The organism is Testudinibacter sp. P80/BLE/0925 (assembly GCF_053570785.1).
The window spans coordinates 38652-53153 of sequence record NZ_CM131636.1 but is presented as its reverse complement, the minus strand read 5'-3'; the positions used below and the strand labels follow the sequence as shown (position 1 = coordinate 53153).

The following is a 14502-nucleotide window of genomic DNA, read 5'->3' as shown; positions in this document are numbered from 1 at the left end:
CATGGCTAAATTTACCCTACGCAGAGCTATCACCTTGTTTTTTATTTTGGTGACGTTATTGATCCACGGTGTCTTGTTTGCCACGGTTAATTTTTATTTTCCGCATTATGAAGTCACCCATGTCACCGGAGTGGAAGTGAAACGGGTGGACAAAGACGGGCCGATCACCAAAGCCAATCCGGCGGACGGTCCGACCCGCGATGTGTATTATATTTATACGGAAAATCCGGAAAATAAAAAAGTGATGGTGTACCGCAATGAAGACACCCGCTGGGGCTTTCCGTTCTATTTCAAATTCAACTCCGCCGATTTACAGGCAAAAGCGCAAGGTTTTGCGGTGGATAAAAAAACGGTGCAGGTGAAATACTACGGCTGGCGTTTGGTGATGTTTGACGAGTTTCGTAATATGATCTCAATGAAAGAAGTCGATGCCAACGCCACGGCGGCATTGCCGATCGCCAGCTATGTGCTGTATTTCCTGCTGCTGATCACGCTGTTTTTATCGGTGCAGTTTATTCGCGGCTGGTTTGCGAGCGAACAAGACTGATAACTCCCCCGAATTCAATAAAATTCCTATATCAAGTGCGGTTATTAAACCGCACTTTTTTTATATTTCAAATAAAGCAATCAATTTACAATCAATCAAAAAAATAAACATTGTTTATTTCAGATTGCGGAAAAACTGACTTTTCTCCCTCCGCGGGCGGAGGGAGTACCATTTTTCGCAAGAAAAATGGGGAGGGAGGTGGAATATAAAAATGCAACATATTCATTTTTAACATTCTTTATGCCTCCCTCCGTCCTTCGGACACCTCCCTCCGTATACGGAGGGAGGGAAATGATTAGCGAAAGAGACTTTGTTATCAGCCTGAAATAAAGATTGTTTATTTTTTTGTTTTTCGTACTTTAACATCAATTGTTGTATATTATTTACAGTAATTGTGTTTTAATATACTTTGTTTTTACTATTCGGTTTGTTTTTTGATCGATTGTTGGGTTGTGAATATTGATCTGCGGAAGAGTGTTGTCTTAGGGTAAAGAATTATTTTTTAAAAGGGGGATTGTTTATGAATAAGGTTTACAAAGTGATTTGGAATACGGCAAAACAAGCATTGGTTGTTGTATCAGAATTGGCCTCAAATGAAAAAAAGGCGGCCAGCGAAAGAAAAAGCGTTTCGGTGGGCAGTCGACCTAGAGCATTCTCGTTGAGTAACGTCTTTTTAATGTTATCTATGGCAATGACTGGCGTTTCTGCCTATGCGGCAGAGACGGAATTAAATGGCAGTGCAGTAGATCAAAGTATTGCGATTGGTTCAAGCGCAACGTCGACAGCCGGTGCAAAAACAACCGGCTCAATTGCCATTGGTTCTAATGCCAGTGCCGGCCGTGCGGATATGCAGGATTTAAAAGCCGCCGGTGCTGCACAAGATGTGTGGATTGGAAAACAAAATAATATTGCGTTGGGAAGCGGGGCGACGGCAGACGGCGGGCGTGTGATTTCCATAGGTGAAAACGCGGGCAGCGGCACCGTTGACAATTACAATATTCAAAATGTAAACATCGGCACCAATGCGGGTACGAATGTACGTGGCCGCCATAACGTGTTGATGGGCTTTGAAGCGGGCATGCTGACCACCGGCAATACCACCGGCAGTGCTTCCAGTAATGTGATTATTGGCCATGGCGCAGGGAAAAATACCAACACCAGCACTAATGTGTTGCTCGGACAAGGGGCAGGCAGCAATTTAACAACGGGTGTGCAAAATATTGCGATTGGTTTGAACGCAGGTTCAAATTCGACCGCGGTAGGTTTTGTGCCTTATATTAAAGCCGAAGGTCATAGCGTTTCGATTGGTAATGGTTCGGGTTCTAATGTGACGGGCGATGTCAACGTTTCCGTGGGGCAGTTGGCTGGTCGGATGTCCACCGGTAGCGCCAATGTGTCAACCGGTTTGCAAGCCGGTATGTCGCGTCAAGGCAGTCAAAATATCTCTTCGGGTTTTTATGCCGGTGCCGGTACTCACGGTGATAATAATATCGCTTTAGGTCATGCCGCCGGTTCTGATATGGGGAAAAGCGGCGATCGGGTAAACCGTTCCACTTCAATTGGTCAGCGTGCCAAATCTTTTGGTAATGATTCAATTGCATTCGGCTCAGGCTCGATTGCGGGTGTAGACGGTTCGGCAAGCACCGTTGCCGGTGATATTGCAATTGGGTTGGCGGCTTCCGCCACTGGCGGATTCAGTATCGCCCAAGGTAATAGGGCACAAGCGACTGCCTTAAGAGCCGTAGCTATCGGTGATACTACACAAGCAACTGCCGAAAGAGCCACTGCAGTCGGCGATCATGCAAGAGCCAATAACCTTTATTCCGTTGCTCTGGGTTATGGCGCTCGAGCAACCATAGATTCTACTAGTGCCGGTGGTCAGGTTGCAATCGGGGCAAATTCCAGTTCAACCAGTAATCGGGCGGTTGCCGTCGGGGCCAGCTCGAGTGCCAGTGGTGCGGAAAGTGTAGCAATGGGTGCGACAGCACAAGCCGCACAAATCGGCGCTGTTGCGTTAGGTCGAAATGCGCAGGCAACCGAAATGGCAAGTGTGGCACTGGGACAATTGACCCGTGCGACCGGCGGCAGTGGAATTGCGATTGGCGCTGCTGCTCAAGCAACAGCAACGTATGCAACAGCGATGGGTTATCAGGCTCAGGCAACGGCAAATAGTGCGATTGCGATCGGTAACGACGCGCAAGCGACTGCTGCCAACAGTATTTCCATCGGTACCGGCAACCAGGTCAGCGGCGAAGGTTCGGGCGCAATCGGGGATCCGACCGTGATCATCGGTGACGCGTCTTATTCTTTGGGTAATAACAATAATATTGCGCAAGACAATACCTTTGTGGTTGGTCATGGTGTGACTTCAACCCAAGCCAACAGTGTGATTTTGGGCAATGCGTCTACTGATCGGGCGGCAACCGCTGAAACCCAAGCCACCGTGAATACCATCACTTATAGCGGTTTCGCCGGTGTCGGCAGTGCTGAAAACGGCGTAGTGAGTGTGGGCGGAGAAGGTAAAGAGCGGCAAATTATCAACGTTGCCGCCGGAAAAATTGCGAAGGATTCAACTGACGCGATTAACGGCAGCCAGCTTTATCAAGTATCAAGCGAATTGACAAATAAGTTAACCCATTATTACAGTGTGAATGATAATGGCAATCAACAAGGCAACTATAACAACGACGGTGCCAGCGGTTTGCGCGCGTTGGCTGCCGGTGTGAATACAACAGCCGCCGGTCAAGAGGCGACGGCAGTGGGGAATAAAGCCGATGCCAGCGGTTTGGGGGCTGTAGCAATCGGTAGTGCGGTCACCGCTTCAGGGCAGGCAACCGTTGCCATGGGATCTTATGCCAGCGCCAGTGCCATCGCGGCTACGGCGTTGGGTGAAGAAACTAACGCAAGTGCAAATGGCGCGACAGCGGTCGGGCGCAAGGCGAAAGCCAGCGGCGGCGACAGTGCGGCGTTTGGTAGTGGTGCGAATGCTTCCGGAGAGTCGGCGGCGGCATTAGGTGCAAGTTCAACGGCGAGTGCGAAATATAGTATTGCCGGTGGTGTGCAATCTGTTGCAAGCGGTATTCAATCTATTGCGCTGGGGCGCGGATCCCAAGCGGCACAAACATATGCGACCGCTATCGGTTCTGCAGCAAATGCTTCTGCCAAACAAGCGACAGCCATCGGCACCAGTGCCGTTGCTTCCGGCGCGCGTTCGGTCGCATTGGGCTCCGCTACGCTGAGTAATAGCGATGTTGTTACCGCTTCGACCACCGCTTCGGCGGAAGATACCATTGCGCTGGGCACGGTGGCGCAGGCGACAGCGGCGAATGCGATTGCCACCGGTACTCAAGCGACTGCCAGTGAAGCTCGTGCGATTGCGATTGGTAATGGCGCACAAGCGACTGCGGCAGATACTATCTCTATCGGTAGCGGCAACTTGGTTAGCGGCACAGGTTCAAGTGCGGTCGGCGATCCATCTATCGTGGCAGGTACGAACAGCTTCTCGGCGGGTAATAAAAATGCCGTCGGCAGCACAACGGATAATTCGTTTATCCTCGGCGGGCGTAATGACCTCGGCGGCACAGCGGTGACCCGTGACGCCAACGGCGTGATTACCACTAAAGATGGTATTGAAGAGGAAGTGGACGCGTCGAATTCGGCGATTGTCGGTTACGATAACAGCGTACAACATAAAAATGTATTTGTACTGGGTAATCGAGTGAAAGAGACAATTGAAAATTCGATTTTCTTAGGTGATTCATCGGCTTATGTCGCGGCAAGTGATGTTGATACAGCAACCACCAAAGGCATTGATAAGACTTATACTTCGGCAAATATCAACAAGTTAAGCTTGAACTTTGCCGGTGGCGATAATGTCGGCGGCGTGTTGAGTATCGGCAGCAGCGAACAAACCCGCCGCATTCAAAATGTGGCGCCGGGCTTGATTTCAGCTTATAGCACCGACGCAATTAATGGTAGTCAACTATTTGCGGTGATTAACAGCGGCTGGCGGTTTACCGTCAGCGATAATGGCGGCACCAGCTCAGCGAACTATACTGACGGCGCAGCGTTTGAAACGGTTAAATTGGGCGACACGCTGAACTTTATTGCCGGGGATAATATTGACATTACTCAAGACGGCAAAGGAATCACCATTAGCGCGAAAGTGATGAAAGGTGAAAAAGGCGATACTGGGGCAACAGGCGCAACCGGACCACAAGGTCCGGCGGGTGCTGACGGTGCTACCGGCGCGACAGGTGCAACAGGTGCAACAGGTGCAACAGGCGCAACCGGTGCCACAGGTGCAACCGGTGCAACCGGCGCCACAGGCGCAACCGGCGCTACAGGTGCAACCGGCGCTACAGGTGCAACCGGCGCCACAGGTGCAACCGGCGCTACAGGCGCAACCGGTGCAACGGGTGGTGCAGGTACTTGGACTGTGGAAGTTGACGGTGAAAATGGCAGTGAAGTGGGTGATGGTGATGTCGTTAACTTTGCTTCTGGTAAAAATATCGAGGTTGAAAAATCAGGTACTGACATTACGATCAGCACGGTTGAAGCTCCGGAATTTACCAGTGTTACAGCAGAAACCGTTAATGCAGGCACAGTGAATGCAAGCGAAGTTAAAGCGGGTGATACCACGCTGAATGACAATGGACTAACGATTGCGAATGGTCCGAGCGTCACTAAAGATGGTATTAACGCCGGTGGTAATAAAGTGATCGGCGTTGCCGCGGGCGATATTTCGGCGACGAGCACGGATGCGGTAAATGGCAGCCAGTTGTATGCAACTAACCAAAATGTTGCAACCAATACCACGAATATTGCAACCAATACCACGAATATTGCAACCAACACGGCGAATATTCAGAAAAACACTGCGACAATCAGCAAAGGCTTAAACTTCAATGCGGATACTGGTGCAGTTGTGAACCGTCAATTGGGTGATACTGTGTCGATTACCAGGGATAGCAATATTACAACCCAAACCACGGCTAATGGCGTTCAAGTCACCCTCAATAAAGAGCTGAACCTGAACAGCGTCACCACCGGTAACACCAAAGTGGATACTAAAGGCGTGACAATTAGCGGTGGCAGCAAGGGCACGGTTTCATTAACGGGCAATGGTTTGAACAACGGTGGCAACCGTATTACCGGCGTTGCAGCGGGTGTTGACGGCACTGACGCCGTGAATGTGAACCAGTTGAATGCGGCGACTAGCAACCTGAACAACCGTATCAACAAAGTTGACAGTCGCGCCAGTGCAGGTACGGCTTCTGCTATGGCGGCGGCAGGCTTGCCGCAGGCATACTTGCCGGGTCACTCCATGGTGGCGGTTGCCGGCGGCACGCACCGTGGTGAAAATGCGATTGCGCTAGGGGTTTCCCGTATCAGCGATAATGGCAAAGTGATTGTCAAATTGACCGGGGCTACCAACAGCGAAAACGACACCAGTGCCAGCATTGGCGTGGGTTATCAGTGGTAATGAAACCTGACCGCACTTTGTCTCAGTAAGTGATAAAGTGCGGTGATTTAACGGAGAAGATTAAATGAAAAATGTAGCAAAATACGTATTGCCATTGACAGCTTTAGTTTTAGCGGCTTGCGGCAATTTAAGTGATGTTAAGCAAAATGGCACAACCGACAATCCCGTTTTCCCTGAAATCGAAGACGCAAGCGTGAATTTCAGCGGCTCGCAATACGGCATTTGGCCGAACTGGGACAACGTGCGCATGATCGAAAAAGGCATGAACAAAGATCAGCTTTACTATTTGATCGGACGTCCGCACCATGCGGAAGGGTTGTTTGCGGTGCGTGAATGGGATTATGTGTTCAACTACCGTCAAAACGGCGAACACAAAATCTGTCAGTTTAAAGTCTTATTTGACACCGATATGAATGCACAATCGTTCTTCTGGAAACCGCAAGGCTGTAACAATCAATATGAATTGTCCGGTGATTTTCTGTTTGATTTTGATGCCGGCAATTTAAATGCCAACGGCAAAGCGACCCTTGACGGTGTTATCAGAAATTTAAAAGCACAGAACGCGAAAGCGGTTGAAATTTCAGGTTATACCGATCGTCTGGGATCGGACAGCTATAATCTGGCACTTTCGCAGCGTCGCGCCGATGCGGTGAAGGCTTACTTTGTGCAACAGGGCTTTGCGCCAAGTGCGGTCACGGCAATCGGGCGCGGCAAAGCAGATCAAGTGGCGGCGTGCGAAACGGAACAAGGGCAAGCCTTGCGCGACTGCTTAAAACCAAACCGCCGTGTGGTGATTTCAGCAAAATAATTTGCTGACTTGTTCAAATGTATACCGCACTTTGTTGTTAAACACAAAGTGCGGTTTTTTATGGGCGTTGATTTTTGAGGTCGTTTAACATGGCTTCACGCAAAATAGCATTCATACGGGTTTGATAGCCTTTGCCTTTTAATTTCAGCCACGCAAGAATATCCGAATCAAAACGCACTGTCACCGGGGTTTTCGTTGGTTTATAAAATTTCCCTCGCCCCGCACTTTGCCAATCAAGCGCATTTTGTTCAGGTATCTCAGTTGTGTCGATCTCGATATCTGTTTGATCAGCCAAGTTTTTCAGTTGGTTAAGCCGCTCTTTAGAAATCGAGGGCAGTGCTTCTTGTTTAAATGAGATTTTGTTCATAAATTGTTTTTTCCTTTTTTGTTGCCCTTCTCGCACTAATAATTCGGATTAGCTCCGGATTTGAATTTGAGTCGAGCGTATGTGCGACCAGAATCAGCAGACAACCTGCGACCAATCCCATCGTTTGCCAGCGGTATTCCCCATTTTCGATCCGATCTTGAATGGAAAGGTGATTCGGATCACTAAAAACATGGGCAGCTTCTTCAAATGTAATACCATGCTTTTTTATATTGGACTTTGCTTTATTTATATCCCATTCAAATAGTAATGACATGGTTTTTCCTTTTACTTAGGTATGTACTATATTGTACATACAAATAAGGAAAAGAGAAAGCATGATTTGTTGAATAACGGATTGTTAATGCACCGACTTGATTAGCAAAGTGCGGTATTTGCTATTTGCTCTACACATTCCTCCCGTCCATTCCTTGAACACGGTCTTTTGTACACGATGAGTAAGATGTCGGCAAAAGTATTGTCCGTCAATATCACTTTCGCATTAATTTTGTCAAAAGGAGTGTCAGTGAAATAGTCACCACTGATTGTCATTTATGTCATTTTGTGTGGCGGACGTGTCTGTTTTTGGTTTTCGTTTACAATTTATGTTTTTCATCATGTTGTTTTTTATTTGCGTACGGAAATTAGGGGTAAAAATGCTTTTTTTTTTTGCTAGTTAAAATAATGAGTTACAAATTAATTGTAAGTTTTATCCGAGTTATATTGTAAATATCCGTGGGTGGTTAATAATAAAGCAAGTGAAATGCTGATGATATTAGTGTCAGGTTTTAATTGATTTTCAAAATTATTTTGTTTTTTACTTTTATTTTATTTCTAATGGAGCGTTTGGGAGACTGTATGAATAAAGTTTATCGAGTGATTTGGAATAGAACGACACAACAATGCGTAGTTGCCTCTGAATTGGCGAGCGGTTATTGTTGTAGTTCACATTCCGATTCAAATCAAACCGAGAAATCAATCCGAAAATTTAATCAAAAATTAAGCCGAACCGCACTTTTGCTGTCCGGCTTGTTTTTTGCCGGTTTCAGCCTCAGCCCGGTGGCGTCTGCGGCGGTGACTATTGATAATACGGCTAACCGCATTAGTGCAGGAGAACTGGGAAATTCCAATATCACTAATGCACTAGTTCTTGGCAATGTTACGGGAGTTGGCGGAACAAGAAAAATTATCATTGGTGAGGGGGCAGCAGCAGATAGCTGGGGCGGTTCTAACTCTATTATTATTGGTACCAATGCAGGACACGGACAAACCGCAACCCATAGTTTCACCCTTGGTGAACTTGCCGGTTTTAACGTTGCGGGCGACAGTAACTTTGCGATGGGTAAATCAGCGGGTCGTACCGTTGTTGGTAGCAACAATTTTGCCTTTGGTGAAGAAGCTGGGCAAGATATGGGAACGCATGAAAATGCAGATAAAACAGCACAAGTCGGTGGCAATAATATTTCCCTAATGCAAGGTGCAGGCAGCGGCACTAAAGGCTCATTTAATTTTGCCGCCGGTTTTCAAGCCGGACAAGGTGTAACAGGTCATTATAACTATGCGTTAGGTTCACAAGCAGGTAAAACCGTCACCGGTGATGATAACGTGGCATTAGGGGCTAAAGCAGGACAAGAAGTCAATGGTCGTTCTAACTTTGCATTTGGTAACGATGCAGGGAAAAATGTAACAGGCAGCTATAACTACGCCTTTGGTGACGGTGCAGGGCAAAATGTAAAAGGTTACACCGGACCTAATCCACAAAAACCAGATGAACCACAATCGGTTGGTGCCAATAACTTTGCTTTGGGTAAAAATGCAGGTTCAAACTTGGTGGGCAACCACAACGTTTCCATTGGTGAACTGGCAGGGAATCGTGTTGGTACAAATCATAAAACGAATGAAACCGTTGATTCCGCCGAACACAATATTGCCCTTGGTTTCAGTGCCGGGCAATATATCGCCGGGCAAGATAACTTTGCCGCCGGGGTGAATGCCGGTAGCCGTATTATCGGTGAAAGTAATATGGTGCTGGGGAAAGATGCGGGTACCGATATTGAAGGGGATTTCAATACCGCACTTGGCTTGAACGCAGGGATGAATGTCACCGGTAATTCCAATGCCGCAATCGGCGAAGAAGCAGGTAGAAATGTTATTGGCAATACCAATACCGCAATCGGTAAAAATGCCGGTAATAAAGTGACAGGTACTGATAATATCAGTGTCGGTAAAAACGCAGGCACCGACGGAACTAATGTCAGCACCCGTAACGAAAGTATCTCCATCGGTGTTGACTCTTTAGCCAGCAAAAACCAAACCGTGGCGATTGGTGCTAAAGCGAAATCCATCGCAGACAAAGCCACTGCCATTGGCAATAGTGCAGAGGCTTCAGGCACAAGTGCACTCGCCATTGGTGACAGTGCCAAAGCAGGTGCCTCACAAGGTGTGGCAATCGGTAATACTGCCAATGCTGCCGCAACAGCTGGCGTTACTAGCGGAGTGGCTATCGGCACCAAGGCGAGCGTGTTTGGCAACAGCGGTGTTGCTATCGGTCGCAACAGTGCGGCAGAAACTAACGGTATTGCTTTGGGCACGAGCGCAAATGCTAATCAAACCAACTCAATTGCAATCGGTAACACTGCGTATGCAGGTAATGAAGCGGTGCATATCGGTACGACTGCCACAAAGGGTAACTGGAGCAACAACACCGGTGCATTCCGTCGCGGTAGCACCATGATCGGTTATGAAGCCGCGACACAAGGCTTATATTCAACCGTTACCGGTAATAACAATAAAATTCTGATTAACCAACGTGCGACAACTGGCGGTTTCTTAGGACTACGTGCATTTGCCAGTCAGGGGGCATTCTCACATATTTACGGTTCGCAAAACACCGTTGGCGATACTGCCAGTACCGACACTACTAACAGCATTGCGGTGCTGGTGACCGGCTCGGGTAATACTGTGCAAAACAGTAACGGTGCCTTGGTCAGTGGTTATGGTAATACTCTCACCAATTCGGCTGACGATAAAATCGTAATGCCTATCTTTGAAGACCCTATGGATACGATGGCGCGTATATTGGCGACTAATGGCACAGAATTAGGGCAAACCGCATTAATCGGTGCTGGCAACAGCTTAGATAACGGTAAAGATACGCTAGTGATCGGTATGCACAATAGCGTGAATACCTCGAATGACTCTTCAATTACGGGTAGCAATCTGACCGTCAACAGCATTGACCGCTCTTTAGTCAGCGGTAATGACAATATTGTCCACAGCGCGACGGACGTGTTGGCAATGGGGAATGATTTAGTCTTAGGTTCTGACGGCAACCCGATCAGCGGTACGATTGTTTTAGGAAATGACATCACGCTGGCTGACGAGGCTGAAGTGAAAAATGCGGTTGCGATTGGTAATGAAACTAAGGTTGCCAGTGAGTCTATTGCGATCGGGCAGGGTGTGGAAGCCACAGGTAAACAGTCGATTTCGATTGGTTTTGGTAATAAAGTCAGTGGCAATCACTCCGGGGCAATTGGTGATCCAAGCACAATCAATACCGCTAATTCCTATTCCATCGGTAACAACAATACGTTGGCACGAATTGACGGCAACGAAAAAGGCATTTTTGCTTTTGGTAACAACATTACACAAACTACCGACAACTCTGTATTCCTAGGCAATAACGCTGCTTATGTGGCTCCAGCAGCAACAACCAAAGGTACTGATAATGCTTATAGCAGTGATACCACGGTGGTAACAGGCAAAACCTTAAACTTTGCCGGTGGTACGAATGTGGTTGGTGTGGTGAGTGTCGGCAAAGCCGATGAGACCCGTCGCATTCAAAACGTGGCACCGGGCTTGATTTCTGCAACCTCAACTGACGCAGTAAACGGCTCACAACTTTTCGCTTTAGCACAAAATATTTCTACTGCCGCCACAGGTAGCACGCTGAAATATCTGTCGGTAAATAATCCGGCAACAGATGTAGCAAATAGCAAAAATGATGGCGCAACCAAAGCCGGGGCGATTGCGATAGGGACAAAAGCGTCGGCAACTTTGGTGAATGCCTTGGCAATTGGTAACGGCGCAAAAGTAACTCCGGACGGCGGTGCGGGGACTAATGGGATAGCCATTGGTACCAATGCCTATTCCCATGTGATGACCAACGGCAATCATGAAGCGATCGTCACTTTCGGACGTACGAAAGCTAATTTGGCAGGCGGTATTGCTATCGGGCAAGATACCCACGCACGGATTTCCACCATTGATATTGGTAACCGCGATTATCGTGGTCAAATCGGTGATATTGATCTCAGCACGGCAGATTGGATATCAAACAATGTGATCACCGGCGTTGGCGCAACCACAGTGGGGGACAACTCTACCAACTCTGCTAATTTCTCCAGTATCAACGGTTCGTTTAACGTGATTTCTAAAGCGTTTGATAAACCGACCGCTAGCTGGGCTGGCAATGCTTATACAAGAGGAGCTAATGCACTACATAATGCAGGTGCAGCCATTCAAGGTTTTGGCTCCTCCATTACCGGTTCGCTCAATAGTATTGAAGCCAATGAACCGCTTACAGAAGACTTGAGCGTATTAAGTGTCGATGGAAGTGCGGTTCCTGCAACAGCTCATCCGGCTAATGGCTTAATGTATTCTGGGTTAGCATCTAGTATTGTTGGGGTGGCTAACCGCGTAAATAAGAGCAATGGCGCATTAATTTTTGGTGCGGGTAATGAGATTACCAATTCTTATTTAACACCAAATAGTTCTTTGATTATCGATTCATTTGCAACTAATTTTTCTATTTTTGGTGCAAATGTTGCCTTAGCGGTAAACCCTAATATTACGGCAGGATCAGTTAAAGAATTATCTGAAACATTAAGACAATACGTTACCGAAAACCGTTTAGGTTCAGTTGGTATTATGGGCGGTGGCAACACTGCCGATTATGCTATTCTTTCCACTATCAACGGTATCGGTAACAGCTTAAGCGGAACCGGTGGTGCAGCGTTAGATAGCACCAATACCAAATTAGAAAACGCCTTGAATGGTACGATCTTCAGTGCCTTTAACACCATTAACGGCTATGAAAACACCGCTAAAAATGTGGCACACACCGGCATTACCGGCAGCCATAATGAAGTGGAAAATGCGCTACAAACCATCTTAATAGGTAACAACCATGTGCTGAAAGGCACCACTGCAGACGCAGCAACTGGCAACATTATTCTAGGCTTTAACAGCAGTAAAGATGCTGATGATATTGCCGAAAGTGTTGATGATGTGGTGGCGATTGGTAATGACACCAAAGTGGGTGGAAATGCCGCCATCGCTATCGGTAAAGGGGCTCAAGCCTTGGCAGCAAATACCATTTCGATTGGTTTAGGCAATGTTGTCAAAGCCAAAAACTCCGGTGCGATTGGCGATCCAAACATTATCGAAACTACCAATTCTTACGCTATCGGGAATAATAATGCATTGTTGAGAGCGCCTAATGCAACAACCGATGAACTGGGTATTTTTGCCTTGGGGAACGATATTAAGGTTACAACCGATAATTCGGTATTCTTAGGCAACAAAGCAGCGTTTGTGGCAGCCGATACAACCACCAAAGGCATTGATAAGACTTATACTTCAGCAAATATCAACAAGTTAAGCTTGAACTTTGCCGGTGGCGATAATGTCGGCGGCGTGTTGAGTATCGGCAGCAGCGAACAAACCCGCCGCATTCAAAACGTCGCGCCGGGGCTGATTTCAGCGAATAGCACCGACGCAATTAATGGTAGTCAACTATTTGCGGTAATCAACAGCGGCTGGCGGTTTACGGTCGGTAATAATGGCGGCACCAGTTCAGCAAGTTATACTGACGGCGCAGCGTTTGAAACGGTTAAATTGGGCGACACGTTAAACTTTATTGCCGGGGATAATATTGATATTACTCAAGACGGCAAAGGAATCACCATTAGCGCGAAAGTGATGAAAGGTGAAAAAGGCGATACTGGGGCAACCGGCGCAACCGGACCACAAGGTCCGGCGGGTGCTGACGGTGCAACCGGCGCGACAGGTGCAACCGGCGCAACAGGTGCAACCGGCGCAACAGGTGCAACAGGCGCAACAGGTGCTACCGGCGCCACAGGCGGTACCAGCGCAGGCATAGAATGGCAGTTGGCAACGGACGGTGATACGGAAAAAGATCCAGCGCAAGCGCCAAGTGCGGTTTCCGGCGAAACGGTGACGGTGAAACACGGCGCCAACAGCAAAGTGTCTGCGGTAGCCAAAGATCAGGACGGTAATTACAGCTATGAAATTGACGTGGTCGGTCTGCCGATGGAATATCTGGACGCCAATGGCAACTCATTGACCAATGTCGGCGGTCATTTCTATAGCTCACAAACCAATGCCGACGGCACGATCACCCTGACTCCGGCAACCCCGGCGAAAGTGAAAATTGTCAGCGAAAAACCAATGGTTGTGACCAATGTTGCCGACGGCAACGTCGCGTCGGGTTCAAGCGACGCGATTAACGGCAATCAGTTGCACGGCACGGCGCAATCGGTTGCTAATGCATTGGGTGGCGGGGCAACAGTTGACGCAAACGGCAAAGTCACGGCGCCAAGTTATGTGATCACCCAAACCGACGGTAAAACCACCACGGCGAACAATGTCGGCACGGCATTGAAAGCATTGAACAACGAAGTGATCAAACCGATCACTTTCGGTGCCGACAGCGGCACGGCGTATGCGGCGACCTTGGGAAGTGCGGTTAATATTCATGGGGACGGTAAAAATATCGCGACCGAGTCTGACGGCAAAGGCAATATCAAGGTGAAAATCAGCGATACGCCGACCTTTACCAGCGTGACCGCCAACAGCTATAACGTGGGAGAGAAAACCTATATCGACGGCAACGGGATCAACGCCAACAACCAAACCATCAACAATGTTGCCGACGGTGAAATCTCGGCAACCTCGAAACAAGCGGTTAACGGTAGTCAGTTACATGCGATGAATCGAAATGTGAATAACCTGAGTAACCGAGTTGACGGCTTGGCGAAAGACATTGACGGCGTGGGTGCAACCGCAGCGGCAATGGCAAGTTTGCCGCAGGCCTACCTGCCGGGGCACTCAATGGTGGCGGTTGCCGGCGGCGCGCATAAATCGCAAAATGCGGTGGCGTTAGGGGTATCGCGTATTTCCGATAACGGTAAAGTGATTCTGAAACTGAATGCTTCTCACAACAGTCGCGGCGATTTGACCGGCGGCGTTGGCGTGGGTTATCAGTGGTAACAAAT

6 protein-coding genes are annotated in these 14502 nt (G+C 48.1%); 4 read left to right on the top strand and 2 right to left on the bottom strand.

The genetic code is table 11. The annotated features are described in order from the left end of the window. Nucleotide 1: 1 nt before the first annotated feature. The 3 genes from ACWA5Z_RS00160 to ACWA5Z_RS00150 all read left to right on the top strand — a co-directional run bounded on the left by ACWA5Z_RS00160 (nucleotide 2) and on the right by ACWA5Z_RS00150 (nucleotide 6840). Nucleotides 2-547 carry a DUF1523 family protein gene (locus tag ACWA5Z_RS00160; RefSeq protein ID WP_431053223.1) on the top strand — a complete coding sequence of 182 codons (546 nt, stop codon included), beginning with the start codon at nucleotides 2-4 and terminating at the stop codon, nucleotides 545-547. Nucleotides 548-1067: 520 nt separating this feature from the next. After that, on the top strand, nucleotides 1068-6032 hold the full coding sequence (locus ACWA5Z_RS00155; protein ID WP_431053221.1) for a YadA-like family protein: 4965 nt from the start codon (nucleotides 1068-1070) through the stop codon (nucleotides 6030-6032). Nucleotides 6033-6096: 64 nt separating this feature from the next. Continuing rightward, the gene (locus ACWA5Z_RS00150; protein ID WP_431053219.1) at nucleotides 6097-6840 is read left to right on the top strand and encodes an OmpA family protein; all 744 of its coding nucleotides are present in this window, start codon (nucleotides 6097-6099) and stop codon (nucleotides 6838-6840) included. Nucleotides 6841-6898: 58 nt separating this feature from the next. Here ACWA5Z_RS00150 and ACWA5Z_RS00145 read toward each other — a convergent pair whose 3' ends face one another. Both ACWA5Z_RS00145 and ACWA5Z_RS00140 read right to left on the bottom strand, forming a co-directional pair. Beyond that, on the bottom strand, nucleotides 6899-7207 hold the full coding sequence (locus tag ACWA5Z_RS00145) for a BrnA antitoxin family protein (protein ID WP_431053217.1): 309 nt from the start codon (nucleotides 7205-7207) through the stop codon (nucleotides 6899-6901). After that, nucleotides 7188-7481 (bottom strand): BrnT family toxin, encoded by a 294-nt coding sequence (locus tag ACWA5Z_RS00140; protein WP_431053215.1) that lies wholly within the window; start codon nucleotides 7479-7481, stop codon nucleotides 7188-7190. Before ACWA5Z_RS00140 ends, ACWA5Z_RS00145 begins: the two co-directional genes overlap by 20 nt. 581 nt (nucleotides 7482-8062) lie before the next feature. On the opposite strand from ACWA5Z_RS00140, the gene ACWA5Z_RS00135 reads away from it, so the two are divergent. Then, nucleotides 8063-14497: a YadA-like family protein gene (locus tag ACWA5Z_RS00135; protein WP_431053213.1), complete on the top strand. Its 6435-nt coding sequence runs from the start codon at nucleotides 8063-8065 to the stop codon at nucleotides 14495-14497. The last annotated feature ends 5 nt before the right edge of the window (nucleotides 14498-14502 follow it).